The 15,114-nt window shown below is 61.3% G+C and carries 15 protein-coding genes; 9 read left to right on the plus strand and 6 right to left on the minus strand.

All coding sequences use genetic code 11. The annotated features are described in order from the left end of the window. Positions 1-140 precede the first annotated feature (140 nt). Both PZN02_RS16445 and PZN02_RS16450 read left to right on the plus strand, forming a co-directional pair. Entirely contained in the window at positions 141-506 is a 366-nt protein-coding gene (locus PZN02_RS16445) for an Hpt domain-containing protein (protein ID WP_280659024.1), read from the plus strand. 202 nt (positions 507-708) lie between these two features. Next, entirely contained in the window at positions 709-1,029 is a 321-nt protein-coding gene (locus PZN02_RS16450; protein ID WP_280659025.1) for a 2Fe-2S iron-sulfur cluster-binding protein, read from the plus strand. Between the two features lie 561 nt (positions 1,030-1,590). On the opposite strand, the gene PZN02_RS16455 is transcribed toward PZN02_RS16450, so the two are convergent. Further along, on the minus strand, positions 1,591-2,217 hold the full coding sequence (locus tag PZN02_RS16455) for a DUF922 domain-containing Zn-dependent protease (protein WP_280659027.1): 627 nt from the start codon (positions 2,215-2,217) through the stop codon (positions 1,591-1,593). Between the two features lie 205 nt (positions 2,218-2,422). Here PZN02_RS16455 and folP point away from each other — a divergent pair, with 205 nt between their 5' ends. Genes folP through folK form a run of 3 tightly spaced genes read left to right on the plus strand, consistent with a single transcriptional unit; the run spans position 2,423 to position 4,171 of the window. Further along, complete coding sequence (gene folP / locus PZN02_RS16460) at positions 2,423-3,292, plus strand: dihydropteroate synthase (protein ID WP_280659028.1); 870 nt, start codon at positions 2,423-2,425, stop codon at positions 3,290-3,292. Continuing rightward, positions 3,289-3,660, plus strand: coding sequence for a dihydroneopterin aldolase (gene folB, locus PZN02_RS16465; protein ID WP_136505573.1), 372 nt, complete (start codon positions 3,289-3,291; stop codon positions 3,658-3,660). The genes folP and folB overlap by 4 nt, the downstream gene beginning before the upstream one ends. Further along, positions 3,647-4,171 (plus strand): 2-amino-4-hydroxy-6-hydroxymethyldihydropteridine diphosphokinase, encoded by a 525-nt coding sequence (folK, locus tag PZN02_RS16470; RefSeq protein WP_280659029.1) that lies wholly within the window; start codon positions 3,647-3,649, stop codon positions 4,169-4,171. Before folB ends, folK begins: the two co-directional genes overlap by 14 nt. Positions 4,172-4,234: 63 nt before the next feature. On the opposite strand, the gene PZN02_RS16475 is transcribed toward folK, so the two are convergent. Beyond that, positions 4,235-4,786 (minus strand): hypothetical protein, encoded by a 552-nt coding sequence (locus PZN02_RS16475; protein ID WP_280659030.1) that lies wholly within the window; start codon positions 4,784-4,786, stop codon positions 4,235-4,237. A gap of 235 nt (positions 4,787-5,021) precedes the next feature. Between PZN02_RS16475 and PZN02_RS16480 the strand changes: the two genes are divergently transcribed. Both PZN02_RS16480 and PZN02_RS16485 read left to right on the plus strand, forming a co-directional pair. Continuing rightward, positions 5,022-5,882: a cytochrome b/b6 domain-containing protein gene (locus PZN02_RS16480; RefSeq protein ID WP_425336252.1), complete on the plus strand. Its 861-nt coding sequence runs from the start codon at positions 5,022-5,024 to the stop codon at positions 5,880-5,882. Beyond that, on the plus strand, positions 5,879-6,670 hold the full coding sequence (locus tag PZN02_RS16485; protein ID WP_280659032.1) for a molybdopterin-binding protein: 792 nt from the start codon (positions 5,879-5,881) through the stop codon (positions 6,668-6,670). Before PZN02_RS16480 ends, PZN02_RS16485 begins: the two co-directional genes overlap by 4 nt. 139 nt (positions 6,671-6,809) lie before the next feature. On the opposite strand, the gene PZN02_RS16490 is transcribed toward PZN02_RS16485, so the two are convergent. From PZN02_RS16490 to PZN02_RS16500, 3 genes are all read right to left on the minus strand, one after another. Next, the gene (locus PZN02_RS16490) at positions 6,810-7,886 is read right to left on the minus strand and encodes a YcjF family protein (RefSeq protein ID WP_280659033.1); all 1,077 of its coding nucleotides are present in this window, start codon (positions 7,884-7,886) and stop codon (positions 6,810-6,812) included. After that, on the minus strand, positions 7,883-9,376 hold the full coding sequence (locus tag PZN02_RS16495; RefSeq protein WP_280659034.1) for a YcjX family GTP-binding protein: 1,494 nt from the start codon (positions 9,374-9,376) through the stop codon (positions 7,883-7,885). The genes PZN02_RS16490 and PZN02_RS16495 overlap by 4 nt, the downstream gene beginning before the upstream one ends. Positions 9,377-9,538: 162 nt before the next feature. Continuing rightward, on the minus strand, positions 9,539-10,075 hold the full coding sequence (locus PZN02_RS16500) for a SixA phosphatase family protein (protein WP_280659035.1): 537 nt from the start codon (positions 10,073-10,075) through the stop codon (positions 9,539-9,541). 502 nt (positions 10,076-10,577) lie between these two features. On the opposite strand from PZN02_RS16500, the gene dksA reads away from it, so the two are divergent. After that, positions 10,578-10,997, plus strand: a complete 420-nt coding sequence (gene dksA / locus PZN02_RS16505) for an RNA polymerase-binding protein DksA (RefSeq protein WP_136505565.1) — start codon at positions 10,578-10,580, stop codon at positions 10,995-10,997. Positions 10,998-11,113: 116 nt separating this feature from the next. Here dksA and PZN02_RS16510 read toward each other — a convergent pair whose 3' ends face one another. Then, entirely contained in the window at positions 11,114-12,085 is a 972-nt protein-coding gene (locus PZN02_RS16510) for a flagellar biosynthetic protein FliO (RefSeq protein WP_280659036.1), read from the minus strand. Positions 12,086-12,455: 370 nt separating this feature from the next. Between PZN02_RS16510 and cckA the strand changes: the two genes are divergently transcribed. Beyond that, positions 12,456-15,065, plus strand: a complete 2,610-nt coding sequence (gene cckA, locus PZN02_RS16515; RefSeq protein WP_280659037.1) for a cell cycle histidine kinase CckA — start codon at positions 12,456-12,458, stop codon at positions 15,063-15,065. Positions 15,066-15,114: the final 49 nt, after the last annotated feature.

Raw genomic sequence — 15,114 nt, forward strand, 5'->3', positions numbered from 1 at the left:
GTTAACCATTTCCTCAGATTCCTGCGCCGCTTGCATCGCGCTTTAAGCGGATGGCAGCGGCACCGGTCGATGATCCACGCATGCTCTATGCGGCACGACAACGCCGGCGAACATGACACCTATTGACAGGAAACTGACCCATGGCGGCACTCAAGATAGCCTTCGAGACACCGGACAACCAGGGGAGTTCATCCCTCGGCAAAAAGCCCATCGACTTCGCCCAGCTTGGCAAGCAGACGATGGGGGACAAGGAACTGGAGATCGAAGTCCTGCAGTTGTTTGCGCGGCAGGCACGGCAAGCGGTGGGCGAGATCGCTGCCGGTGACGCCGATCGGCGCGTCCAGGCTGCGCATCGCCTGAAAGGTGCGGCGCTCGCTGTCGGTGCCGTCGACGTCGCACAGGCGGCTGCCGCGATCGAGCGCGAACCAGGAAACGCGATCCTTGCCGGGGCGCTCGGCGCGGCCGTGCTCGTGACCGAGCTTTTCATCCTGAAGCTTTGCCGCTGACTTCAACTCTGTCGCGGTACCTCGTGTATTAAACGCCCTTCGTGGCCGTGCCGACGAGCATGTGCCACGAGGGCACGACCGGCTGTTGTTGACTGGCTGGCCAATTTGTTGGAAGAACGTGCCCTGAATTCGCGCCGTCGCCGCCTGTTGGAGCAGGATCTTGTGCTGGTGGCCAATCCTACAATCCATTCCGGAAAGTGAAATGACAAAACTTACGATCGTAGCCTTTGACGGCACGCGCCACGAACTCGATGTCGAGAACGGCTCCACGGTCATGGAGAATGCGGTTCGCAATTCTGTACCGGGCATCGAAGCCGAATGCGGCGGAGCCTGCGCCTGCGCGACCTGTCATGTCTATATCGACGACGAGTGGGCGGCTGCCGTCGGCGCGCCGGAGGCTATGGAAGAGGACATGCTGGACTTCGCCTACGACGTTCGTCCGACGTCGCGGCTTTCCTGCCAGATCAAGATGAGTGAGGCACTGGACGGCCTGGTCGTCCACGTTCCGGAACGCCAGGCCTGATCCCGGGGCCGTTGTCGGCGGCTACTCTACAGCGCCGCGCGTCTAACCAGATGCGCAAAGGTCGCTGTAGAACCTTGAATTTCTGCATAGCGCACAAAAAAATGCCTCGCTGGTCACGCCGACGAGCGAGGCAAGGAGGGCGTATCGCATACAGATGAGGGAGGGAACATCTGCAGCACCAGGACACGCCAGGAGAACCTGTTTTTGCTTCATTGCTTCGGCGCTGTATTAAACGCTCAAAGCAACGACGCGAAACCAAAATAAAGCCATATACGAGTACAACGTCTTAACTATCGGCCGACAGCTAAACATTCATCTCGTCGAGAGGTTGAACTTCAACTCCACCTCTCACTTCATAGTAACAATATAGCTGAGTCGGCGTCCCACTGCCATCGTTAGAATTCGCCAATAAAATACCGTGGGTTTTGAGCAGCCGCTTTGCGCACTGTCAGGCTGCAGTCACCCTGTTCTTGGGGGCGAATTTTTTGCTTCTTGAACAACACGGGCAGTCGCGTTGTGAATAGCAGCGCAAGGCCCGCGGAGAGCAGGGGGGCGACGGCCTCAGCGCCCGTCTTTGAGGCTATCCAGCCGGTATTGCAGCAACCGGATCATGCGACGATCGAAGTTTGCGGCCTCAGTGCGGTCGAAGCGTGCCTGGTCCTTATCGTGGCTTTCAACTTCGGTCGCACTTGTCCGAGCCACTTTGGCTTGCATCCGCTCGCAATCCGCCTCCGGTTTCAGCGCGAGAAACGCTTTTTCCATCTGGCGCGCATGATTGCGCGCGATCTCCGCATGCCGCTCCTCGTGGCGCTTTATGTCGCTTGCGAGCGTGTCCCAAACCAAAGCGAGATCACGCCCCGCCTGTTTGCGATATTTCCAACGCGGCAGGATGATACGTGTGCTGAGAGTCACGCGCGCCGTGCCGATGGCGCAGCGCCCACTGCGGCTGACATAGGTGATCGTGCCACCGAACTTGATCCGCGTGGCTCCGGGATGGCGCGCACCGGTGCTTGTCATCACAGGGCCGGCCGCAGCAAGTGCCTTGTCGAGTTCGGCTGCCGTACGACCGCCGATCGAGAAATAGGTGAAGCTCTTGCTGAACACAGTCTCTGCCGCGACGCTCCCCAGCGGAAGGCCGACGAAGAGCGCGACGAGAGCGGCTTTCAGCGGAACGCGTACTCGGTACATCAATGCGTGGTTCTCTTTGGTTGAACTTCGTTGAAGCTTGGGGCATAGCCAGCCCGAGCGCAACACAAATCGACTGAGATGGCGCTCGAAACTCTCGGAGTATCTTGAAGAAAGCTTCGCAACTCTTTGATATTGAACAGGCTGATCTATCTTGGTGCGGCCAAGCAATGTGGCACACCTCTCGGCATCGCGGGATCATGAGAACATGACGAAAACTCCATTTCAGGTGTCTCGCTGGAAATTGGCGCACGGGCGCAGTCTCGAACTAGGGCCGCGTGGCGTTTTGATGGCGATCATCAATGTCACGCCGGATTCGTTCTCCGACGGCGGGCGTTTCATCGATGCCGCTGCGGCCGTGACTGCCGGTCGGCATGCGCTGGAGCAGGGCGCGGAAATCCTCGATGTCGGTGGCGAATCCACCCGCCCGGACGCCGAGCCGGTGACGGCCGAGGAGGAGCAGGCGCGCATCCTTCCGGTGATCGCCGGGCTTGCTCGCGAAACCGATGCGATCATTTCCGTCGACACCTACCGCGCCGAAACGGCGCGGCTCGCCGTCGAAGCCGGCGCCCACATCGTCAATGACGTGCACGGGTTGCAGCGCGAGCCGGCGATCGCGGATGTCGCGGCGGCAACGGGAGCAGGGCTCTGCATCATGCACACGGGCCGCGACAGGCAGAAACTTGATGATGTCGTCGAAGATCAGTTTCATTTTCTCGATCGATCGCTTGAGATCGCAGCCAGGGCCGGTGTCGCGCGGGAAAGAATCGTACTCGATCCGGGTTTCGGATTTGCCAAGGATGCCGATGAAAATCTCGAACTGATGGCACGCTTCAGCGAGTTGCACCGCTTCGGCTTGCCGATCCTGGTCGGAACGTCGCGCAAGCGTTTCATCGGCGCGGTCACGGGGCGAGATGCACCGGCGCGTGACGTCGGGACGGCGGCGACGACCGCGCTTCTCAGGGCCGCAGGCGCTGCGATATTTCGGGTGCATGATGTCGCAATCAACAGGGATGCACTGGTAATGGCAGATGCTATGCTGGCCGCAAAGAACAGCCGACGGGATATGAAGCCATGACTGCGACCTACATTATCACCTTGAAGAATTGCGCTTTCTTTGCCCGCCACGGCGTGCTCGATGAGGAGGAGTTTCTCGGGCAGCGCTTCTTCGTTGATGCCGAGCTCGAGGTCGAGCAGGGCACGGCGCTCGCGGAGGATTGCATCGACGACACCGTGCATTACGGCATTGCCTTTGCGGAAATTGAGAGAATCGTCACCGGTCGCCGGCGCTACCTGATCGAAGCGCTGGCGCTTGAGGTTGCAAAGACCCTTTGCGCCCGCTTCCGGCAAATACGGCGCGCGAAGGTTTCCATCCGCAAGCCGAACGCGCCGGTCCCGGGCGTGCTGGATTATGTGGAAGTCACGGTCGAGCATGTCGCAGAATAGGGCCTGGCGGCGCGCGACGCTCGGTCTCGGCGGCAATCTCGGTGATCCGCCGCGGGCGATGGCGGAGGCGTTGCGCGCACTCGACGAAAGACCGGATTGCAAAATCAACGCTGTGTCACGGCTCTACCGAACACCACCATGGGGCAAGACCGATCAGGCCTGGTTCTTCAACGCCTGCGCTGAGGTAGAAACCACGCTCGATCCCGAGGCGCTGCTCGACACCTGCCTTGATATTGAGCGGGCTATGAAGCGCATTCGCAAGGAGCGCTGGGGGCCGCGCACGATCGACATCGATCTGCTGACCTTCGACGGAGTGAGCTCAGCGAGCGAAAAACTGGAACTGCCACATCCACGCATGACGGTGCGAGGTTTCGTGCTGATGCCGCTTGCCGACTTCGCGGCCGACCTTTGCATAGAAGGGCGTACTGTCCGCGAATGGTTGAAAGATGCCGATGTGACTGGAATTGAGGTGGCGGATGGCGACGCCGATTGGTGGCGCAGGCGTAGCTGAACGCTGGTAATGCCTTGCGGAACGCCCGGCGCCGAGCCGGGCTGATCAAATCGTCTTCCGTCGCTACTTGATCGAGCCGACGGCGATATCGTCCATTTGCCGGTTGAGGTTGACGCCGATGACCGGGATCATCGTCTCCTCGACCTTGACGGAGATCGTGATGTTCATGGTCTCCGCGTCCTGGAGACGGGCTATCATCGCGCCATTGAGCTGCTTGCGGTTGATTCCGACGACGACCTTGTCCTTGGCAACATTGCCCGAGACGACATCGAGCCCCTTGCCGTCGGCGCCATCGAGAAACTTGCCCGTATAGCTGTTACCCTTCTGCGTGATCATGGCGGACATCGGCTGCTTGAAGACGCCGACCCGGCAGAAACCGTCGAGTTTGATGCCGGCGTCTGCACCCGATGTCGGTTCGCCGGTGAGATCGCAGGTAAACTTCGTGCCTTTGTATTTGCCGGCGACGATCTCGCCGGGGCCTTTCCACTGGCCGGCTACCCTCTCGAAAAAAGCCTTGTCGCGGGCGCCGGACGACGCCGGCGTCGCCAAGCCGACAGTGGCAGCAAGCGCAAAAGCGGCAACGCCGCGAACGATCAAAGAAGGGCGCGAGAACATGATCGATCCTTGATGGGTCAACGTCCGAAACTGGCAACCACATTTGCGCTGAAATGGTTAATGGACGGTTTCTTTATTGCTCATATACATGGCAGTTCCCGTGAACATCGCCCCACGAAGAAGTGCCGCTTACGCGGCTCACACAAACCTCACCGCGCGGCGAGCGGCGCCGACGTGTTTTTGAAACTCCATTGCCGCCTGTTACGTCATTGTCATATCGCGGGAGGTCTCGGACATGGCGACGGCGATAGACAAAAAGAGGCATGACATTCACTTGCAACGGACGACGATTCGTCGGCATGGCCTCATGACGCGGGTCACGCACTGGACATGGGCGGTCGCACTGTTTTTCCTGCTCCTCAGCGGCTTGCAGATCTTCAATGCCCACCCATCGCTTTATATCGGCGAGCAATCCGGCTTTGCATTCGACAACAGCGTGTTGTCGATCCGCGCGATCAAGGGAGCCGACGGCAACGCCGAAGGTCTGACGACGTTGTTCGGTCGAAGCATCGACACGACCGGCCTGTTCGGTGTCAGTGGACCGGAGGACAGCCGCGCGTACCAGGCGTTCCCGGGCTGGCTGACCGTGCCCTCCTATCACGATCTTGCGACAGGCAGGGTCGTCCACTTCTTCTTCGCCTGGCTGTTCGCGGCGACGTTCATCTCATGGTTTGCCGCGAGCCTGATCAACGGCCATCTGCGGCGCGATATCCTGCCGACCTTCTCGGATATTCGCGGCCTGCCGGGCAGTTTCGTCGATCATTTGCGGTTCCGTTTCCATAGTGGCCACTCCTACAACGGTCTACAGAAAATCTCCTATGCGATTGTTCTTCTGGTGCTTTTCCCGCTGATGATCCTGACGGGACTGACGATGTCACCGGGAATGAACGCCGCCGTGCCCTGGCTCACGGAGATCTTCGGCGGCCGCCAGACGGCGCGCACCATCCATTTTGCAGTCATGCTGCTGCTCGTGGGCTTCTTTGCCATCCACATCTTCATGGTCTTTGCCGCCGGACCGATCAACGAGATGCGCTCAATGGTGACCGGGCGGTACCGAATCGACCGGGAGGTAGCCGAGGGAGGACCCGAACGATGAGCCGGATCATCATCAACCGTAGGCGGCTTTTGACCGCGGCGGGTGTCGCAGCCTCGACGTTGCCCCTTGCTGGATGCGATGCGTTGGACGGCATGCTGTCGAGCGGGGCGACCGCACGTGATGCGATGGCCAAGGCGAATGGCCTAACCTATCGCGTCCAGCGCTTCCTGATCGGCGCCGACAGTCTGGCAAAAGAATTTTCGGAGAGCGAGATCCGCCAGGGGCAAAGGCCGAACGGCTCCACCGACCCGACCGACGCCACATACATCGCGCTTCGGGATGCCGGCTTCGCCGGCTACCGTTTGGACGTCGGCGGGCTTGTCGACCGGCCGCTGAGGCTTTCGCTCGACGAGTTGCGCAACATGCCGTCACGCACGCAGATCACCCGCCACGATTGCGTCGAAGGCTGGAGTTGCATCGCCAAGTGGACGGGTGTCCCGCTCGCTGCCGTTCTGGACGAAGCGGGCGCGAAGCCGGAGGCACGCTACGTGGTATTTCGATGCTTCGACACGATGAATCTCGGCCTCTCCGGGGACGTCGCCTATTACGAGTCGATCGACATGCTGGATGCCCGCCATCCGCAGACGATCCTGGCCTATGGCTTGAACGAAGAACCTCTCCCGGTCGAGAATGGCGCCCCCTTGCGTGTGCGGGTCGAGCGTCAGCTCGGATACAAAATGGCGAAATACATTCGCTCGATCGAGCTCGCCTCCGACCTCGCACCGTACGGCCAGGGGAAGGGCGGTTTCTGGGAGGACCTCGGCTACGACTGGTATGCGGGCATATAGGAGCAATTCCAGGAAAAGTGTGAAACGGCTTTCCGTTCGGAATTGCGTGGTTTCAAAGAGTTAGGTTTCACTGTTCCCATGAAACAATGAAGTGATCCAGCGCCCACGCGTGCACAGGCCACTAGGAGGTTAACGCCGATCAGCTCTCGGGCCGATCTGCCGAACGCAACGCACCGGGCGCGAGATCGGAGAGGAAGTCCCCGATCCCCGGTCGCTTCAGCGCACGGAACGGCATGGGACGGCACAGATCCATCGCTGCTATCCCGATGCGCGCGGTCATCAGCCCGTTGATGACCCCTTCGCCAAGACGGGCGGAGAGTTTGGATGCAAGGCCGTGGCCGAGAACCTGTTGGATGAGGCTGTCGCCGGCAGCAATCGAGCCGGTGACGGCAAGATGCGCAATGACGTCGCGCATGAGCCGCAGCATGCCGAGCGTGCCCGGGCGACCGCCGTAGAGCTCCGCCATCGCACGGATCATCCGGGCCGATTCGTAAAGAACATAACCGAGATCGACGAGCGCGCGCGGACTTACGGCTGTCACGATCGACACGCGCTTCGAGGCGGCCAGGATCATCCGGCGCGCTTCGCGGTCAAGCGGCGTCAGCAATTCCCGCTCGGTCAATTCGAGAAGATGAGGGCCGTCGATGATCTCGCCCTCGGTTTCCGCGAGGCGCGCCCGGCCTTTTGCCGTGCGCGGATTGGCGGCCAGCAGATGGACGAGCCTCGCGGTTGCGGCGCGCGCGGTCTTGCTGCTGGCCGCAGCTTCACCGACGTCTATTTTCAATTGCTGTATCGCCGTCAGCTGCATCATGCCGAAGAGCTCGCGCACGATGACGACCAGGAAGGCGAGGGCGCCGATCGCGACGACGGCAATCGCGCCGTAGCCAAGCCAATCGGCGCGGGAAAAGAGGTCGCGAACCAGGCTATCGACCCACAATCCCAAGGCAAGCGAAAGCAGTATCCCCAGTGCGCCCACCGCCACCTTGCCGAAGGAAAGCCGACCACGACGCGGGCTTGCTTCCGGCAGGTTGAGCGCTTCGATCGCCGCAGTTGTCTCGATGAACGGGTCTTCGGCATCAGGCGTCATGACGACCTGCTCGCTGAAGCTTGCCGGCGCGCGTCGTTGTTGTTGTCGCTCCTTGCGTTCGGTCTGCTCGTCGGGCTCGACGGTGAAGGCGGCCGGCTTGCGCCCACGGTTTTTGAAATCGTCGCTCATGCCAGGCGATCTCCGAGCAGGAACTGCATTGCACGGTCAAGCCGGATATGTGGTACCGAGAGTTTCAATCCGCCGCGCGTCTCTTCCAGATGCGGTGGGCGGAAGCGCACGAAGTTCAGCTCAGGCATCGCGCGCTCCGCTTCCGCGGGTTTCGAGGCCTTATGCCCGTCCGCTGGCTCAAAAAGAACTTCAGGATCTTCCGGTAAATCACCGGGAAATATCGCTGTCTTTCTTTCTCCGTCGAATACTTCGCCATTTATCCGCTCGCCGGCAATGGGGGTGCCGACGATCACCGGAAGCGTGTGGCCGTCGTGGTTCACCGTCGCCTCGCGCGTCGCGCGGACGGATGCAAGCGCCATCACTTCAAGACCTGCGCCGCTCATGCCGATCCGTTCAGCCGCGCGGCTGACGAGCCGGGCGGTAATGCGTTCGAGCCGGTCGTGGCTCTCGTGGTGCAGGTGGTCGGCCTTGGTCGCGGCGATCAGGACCCGATCTATGCGGCGTGTGAACAGGGACGAAAGCCAGGAATTGGTGCCGGGCCGGAAGCAGGCGAGCACGTCGGCGAGTGCCTGTTCCAGATCACTCAGCGCTTCCTGCCCGCGGTTGATCGCCTGCAAGGCGTCGACAAGCACGATCTGGCGGTCGAGACGGGCGAAGTGCTCGCGGAAGAAAGGGCTTACGACGTGGGTCTTGTAGGCCTCGTACCGGCGCTCCATCATCGCCCAGAGCGATCCTTTCGGCGCGCGGCCCTCAGGCAGGTCCGGAAGCGGCGAGAAGGTCAGCGCCGGCGAACCCTCGAGGTCTCCGGGCATCAAGAAGCGGCCGGGCGGCAGCGTCGAGAGGGATCGGTGGTCGGCCTTGCAGGCTTGGAGATAGGCGGTGAAGCTTTCGGCAAGCCGCCGGGCGCTGCCCTCGTCCGCCGCGGCAGTCGCGCCGCTCACTGATGCAAGCGCCAGCCATTCGCGCGAAAGGCCTGCGCGTGTGCCGGTGTGCGCGCGCCGCACCGTGCTCTCGCTGAACTGCCGAAAATCCTGCGCAAGCAGGGGCAGGTCGAGCAACCATTCCCCCGGATAGTCGACGATGTCTATCGACAGCCGCCCGGCCGAAAACATCCGGTTCCAGCCGCTGGCGCTTTCATAGTCGAGCGTGACGCGCAGCTGCGAAATCGCCCTCGTCGAATCCGGCCAGACCCGATCTCTCACGAGGGCGGCGATATGATCCTCGTATTGGAAGCGCGGCACCGCATCGTCGGGTTGCGGCTCAAGCCGGACCTTCGAGACCCGCCCGGATCGAATGGGTTCGAACACCGGCAGGCGGCCGCCATTCAGCAAATTATGGACGAGCGAGGAAATGAAAACGGTCTTGCCGGCACGCGACAGGCCGGTGACTCCGAGCCGGACGGCGGGATTGACGAGCCCGGATGCGCGATCGGCAAGATTGTCCAGCGCAATCAGGGCATCATCTTTGAAGCTGCTCAAAATGGGCGCCAAGTCTGTCCGTTCCTCGGGATTGATTTCGTCGATATGAGAATCGTCTGCTTACCTGCAGCCATTAAAGACGCCGCGCACATGCTTTGGCCGTGGTGCGATATAGGAAATCTTTCCGCCACTGCAACGACATAGCAGGACTTTCGGTTGGCAGGCAGGATTTCGTTACGATTTTCCCGTCTCCTCCGGCACGGATAGCAACAGCGTCGAAAGTCTTGCCAACCATCTGGCGCCGGCGCTCGGGGGTGCCGAAAAGTCGATGACTGCCAACGCGGCCGGAGGATAGCCGTCCGCGAGAACCCTATCGGCAGCTTCATTGCCGATGAGTCGACGAAACAACTCCTCGATCATCGGATTGTGACCGATGAGCATCAGTGAGGCCAGGCTGGAATTTGCTTCGAGAAGCTCGGCGTAGACGTTCATCGATCCCGTATAGAGCGCATCGATGTAACGAAGATCTATGTCTTCTCCGAGCGTGCGACGGAACGGTTCGGCGGTCTGGCGACAACGGACCGCGGTCGAGCACAGGATCAGGTCCGGTCGAATGCCATGGTCGGCAGCACTCTGGGCGATCAGTTCCGCCTCGGCATAGCCGGTATCGTCAAGCGTGCGGTCGAAATCCCGCTGACCTGGCAGCGCCCAGCCCGAACGGGCGTGGCGGAGTAGGAAGAGGCGAAATGCCGGGGCGACGCTGTCTTGCATGTATCGTCCGGGGGGCGCTCAAGTCGCCCGAAGGTTGGAGTCATCTGTCTACTGTCTGTTCCCTTAAATCACAGCCGATCTGAAGTTAAGAACATGCAGCAATTCAAAGCCCTATAGCGCTGCGCGTCTGATCAGACGCGCAGCGCTATAGGCCGGATCCAGTCGCGAGTCCGGCAGGATGGGTACCTTGTCCCGCTGCCGCAGCAAAGATCAAGCCGTCGGCATACGTTTTCCGCGGAACCCAGGCTTCTTGAATTGACGCTCAAGGCACACCAGATGTCGCAATCTGAAATGCTGCCGGCGTCGGCCGGCGGTTTGCAGGTAAACCGGCCGACCGCAATCGGCGATCAAGACTTCGTGTGTAATTTTGATGAAATATTCGTCAGTTAGCCTGAAATGCAAGCATTGCTAAAATGCGGTTGAGTGTCTGGCACAAGGCTTGAATCGGAGCTTCCATAGGTCTATACACCGCCGCAATGAGATGTTCTTCAGGAGAATCGCGTTGAGTGAGAAGATCGATCTTAGTACCTTTGTTCTCTCCGAGGACGAGGAATTTATGAATGCCAACCACCGGGCGTATTTTCGTGCAAAGTTGAATGCCTGGAAAAATGATATCCTTCGCGAGGCCCGCGAGACACTGGACCACTTGGCAGAGGAGAGCGCCAACCATCCGGATCTCGCGGACCGAGCTTCTTCCGAAACAGACCGGGCCATCGAATTGCGCGCCCGGGACCGGCAACGGAAACTGATCGCCAAGATCGATGCTGCATTGCAGCGGCTTGACGAAGGAACCTACGGTTACTGCGAGGAAACGGGCGAACCGATCGGTTTGAAGCGTCTGGACGCCCGGCCGATTGCAACCCTCTCGATCGAGGCGCAGGAGCGTCACGAACGTCGCGAGAAGGTCTATCGGGACGAATAACGGATACAGGTTTTCCTGATCTGAAAAAACGGCGCGGTTAACCGCGCCGTTTTTCGTTATTGGGTTGCTTGGGCCAACGTGCCTTCTGGCAATCCATGATCATCCTTCTGCCGCGCTCAGGGCTTCCGCCCGGCGGAAATGTCGGCGAGCATGCGATTCATTTCCTCTTCGATCGTCGGCTCCTTGCGGATATTGTCCGGTGTACCACCGAGCAACGGTTCCTGGCGGCCGCCCGCAATTGGCCGGCTCTCCGCCTGGGGCCCAACGGAGGGCGCCAGCCGTTGGAGATCGCCGCTGATCTCCGCATCGAGAATCCGCTCGAAATCCGAAACCCTGTCCGACGCGGCCGGTTGAATCGGCATCGGGTGTGTCTGCGCGGCCGGCGCGGAGGCCGCGTGCATCGAGCCCTGTTGCATTGGCGCCTGCTCGCGCCGCGGCGCCACCGGCAACACCCGCTCGCGGGCGACGTCGAAAATATCTTCCGCACGTTCAATGGCGGAAACGGTGGGAATCGCGGACACGGGCGGCGAAACCCTGGCTGGCGGCTGTTGCTGGAGTGGTTGCGCCGCCGCGGGTCTTTGCTCCGCGGCAAGGCGGATCGGCGGCGCCGGCTCCACGCGGGGAGCCGCTGCCTGCGCCCGCTCTTCCATGCGCGCGGCAGGCCGCTCCTCGGCGGCGGCTGTAGCTTCCGCCGGAACCGGCGCCGGCGCAGGTGCGGGCCTCGGCTCGGGTCGCGGCGCGGCCTTGGGCGCCTCGGCGACCTTTTGTTCGGCGGCGCCGGTCTCTGCCGGTGCGGTGTCGTCCGGCGCAATTCGACTTTCGATGACGATGTCCGTCGGGCCACCGATCATAACGAGATGTTCGACGTCATCGCGGCGAACAAGCACGAGGCGGCGGCGCGCGTCGACCGCAGCGGCGTCGAGGACGGCCAGTCTCGGCTGTCTGTTCTTGCCGCCGCGCACAAAGGGGGAGGAGGGTCTGTGGCGCATGATCCAGAGCACGGCTACAAGGCACAAGAGCCCGACGGCAACGGCCGCGGCGGCGATGATGAATCGGCTGCCGTTGTCCCCGACAATGGTTTCGATCATAGGCTGAACTCCTTCTGCCTCCCCCGCATGTCAATATTTGACGGCTTTTTTCGGGCCGGTACAAGCTTGCGCCCGACATTCCCTGTGAATTGACCGGGATGCTTCCGCAGAGACGCTTTTTGCTGTTATCTCTGATTGTTAAAGGTGATTCCAGTTCGATGATCCAACGCGGGAAAGGCACTTGCGGATTTCGCGAAGCGTTGGTCGGACACCGGCTACTGCATGATTCCTTAAGCCGGGATCGATTTAAGGATAGATTATGCAGCAACTCAAGGGATTGCAGCGAGCCTAGCGCGCCTGAACAAGGGGCACGGCGCTGTGTATGATGGCAGGGGTGGTCGCGCGCGGCCGCAGCGGCAGGTGAGGACCGATGACGAAATTGCGGCAGTCAGGTGACTACCAGATGCCGGTTGTTGACCGCGGCGTCCGGCCGGGCACGGTCTTGCGGATCATCCTGCTGGCGATCGTGCTCACCGCGTCGGCAGCCGCCTTCGTCGTCTTCAAGAACCAGCTCGAGAACGAAATCGTCCTTGGCATCCTCGGCGTGCTGGCGATGGTCGGCATATTCTTCCTGGTCTCGTCGGTGATCGGTTTCATCGAAGTCATGCCGCAGACGCGTCCCGACGAGCTCGCGCGTGCCTTTCTCGACGCTCACGAAGATGGCACGATCGTCACCGATCGCAGGGGACGCATCATCTATGCCAATGCCGCCTATGGCGCGCTGACCGGCGCCAAGAGTGCCGCCGGCGTCCAGTCGCTCGAGACTATTCTCTCCAGGAACCGCGAAGCGACCGAAGCAATTTATCGCCTCACCAACGGCCTCCACGAAGGCAAGAAGGGACACGAGGAATTCCGGTTGCTGAAGCCGCTCGCAAACGGCGCGTCGGTCGCCTCCGGCGCCCACTGGTTCCGCCTCAAGGCTCGCGTCCTGCCCTTGGAGGACAGCGACAGAAACCCGCTCTATCTCTGGCAGATCGCCGACATCACGGCCGAACGAGACGACCAGGAGCGTTTCTTCAAGGAACTGCAGAACGCGATCGACTATCTCGATCACGCCCCGGCAGGCTTCTTCTCGGCCGGACGCAAGGGCGAGATCTTCTATATCAACGCGACCCTCGCCGATTGGCTCGGCATCGACCTCACCAAGTTTCAACCGGGATCGGTCAGCATTGCCGATGTGGTCGCGGGCGAAGGTCTCGCGCTCGTCCAGTCGGTCCAGGCCGAGCCGGGCCTCAAGAAGACGAAAGTTCTTGATCTCGACCTGCGCAAAACCAACGGCCAGAGCCTGCCGGTACGCCTCATCCACCGTGTCTCGTCGACCCGTGACGGTGCGCCCGGCGAAAGCCGGACGATAGTCATGTCGCGTGAAGACGATGATGGCGATCAGTCGGCCTCGAACGCCGCCATGCGCTTCACGCGCTTCTTCAACAACACGCCGATGGCGATCGCTTCGGTCGACGGCGACGGGCGGATCCTGCGGACGAATGCTCCGTTCCTGAAGCTGTTTGCAGGTCTTGTTTCGCAGGACGACGTCGAGCGCGGCGCATTGATCGAAACGGTCGTGCACAAGTCCGAAAGAAACCGCCTTCAGGACGCGCTTGCGGCGGCAAAGGACCGGCAGGGCGATATCGCGCCGATCGACGCCTTGCATCCGAGCGACGAGGCACGACATTTCCGCTTCTACGTCAACGCCGTGATCGACCAGAGCGATCAGGCACCGGAGGAGGCGGCGATCATCTATGCGCTGGAGATCACCGAGCAGAAGGCGCTCGAGACCCAGATGGCGCAGACGCAGAAGATGAATGCGGTAGGGACGCTCGCAGGCGGCATCGCCCACGATTTCAACAATGTGCTGACCGCGATCCTGCTTTCCTCCGACCACCTCCTGCTTTCGGCGCGGCCCGCGGATGCAACCTTCGCCGATCTGATGGAAATCAAGCGCAACGCCAATCGTGCCGCCGTGCTCGTGCGACAACTGCTCGCCTTCTCGCGCAAGCAGACGATGCGCCCGACCGTGCTCAATCTCACCGACGTCATCGGCGATCTGCGAATGCTCGTCGACCGGATGACCGGCACCAATGTCAAGGTCGAGGTCGACTACGGCCGAGACCTCTGGCCGGTGAAGACCGATCTCGGCCAGTTCGAGCAGGTCCTGCTCAATCTTGCCGTCAATGCGCGGGATGCCATGCCCGAAGGCGGAACGATCACGCTGCGGACGCGAAATCTGCCGGCAAGCGAGGTGGCGGCGCTCGGACGACGGGAACTGCCGGAGGACGACTTCGTCATGGTCGAGGTCGCCGACCAGGGCACCGGCATTCCGCAGGAGATCATGGACAAGATCTTCGAGCCCTTCTTCACGACGAAGGAAGTCGGCAAGGGCACCGGCCTCGGTCTTTCGATGGTCTATGGCATCGTCAAGCAGTCGGGCGGCTATATCTATCCGGAGTCGGAAGTCGGGAAGGGCACCACCTTCCGCATTCTGCTGCCACGCCATGTCGAGGAAGTCGCAGCCGAAGCGTCGTCGGCAACCGAAGTTGCGATGCCGGCGGCCAGCAACTTGGTCGTGGCGCCCGCGCCCAAGGCGGAATCGGAGCCTGCAGACCTCACTGGCGATTCCGCTGTCGTGCTCCTGGTCGAGGACGAGGAAGCGGTGCGCCGCGGCGGCAAGCGCATGCTCGAGACGCGCGGTTACACCGTTCACGAGGCCGGATCGGGCGTTGAAGCGCTCGACATCATGGAGGAACTCAACGGCGCGGTCGACATCGTCGTATCGGACGTCGTGATGCCGGAGATGGACGGGCCGACGCTGCTGCGCGAACTGCGCAAGAAGTACCCGGACTTGAAATTCATCTTCGTGTCGGGTTACGCGGAAGACGCTTTTGCGCGCAACCTCCCGGCCGATGCAAAGTTCGGTTTCCTGCCGAAGCCATTCTCGCTGAAACAACTGGCTGTCGCCGTTCGCGAGATGCTGGATTCTTGAGCGGCGCTGATACCCGGCGCATGAAAAGGCCCGGTCCAGCGCCGGGCCT

The organism is Sinorhizobium garamanticum (assembly GCF_029892065.1).
Lineage (GTDB): Bacteria > Pseudomonadota > Alphaproteobacteria > Rhizobiales > Rhizobiaceae > Sinorhizobium > Sinorhizobium garamanticum.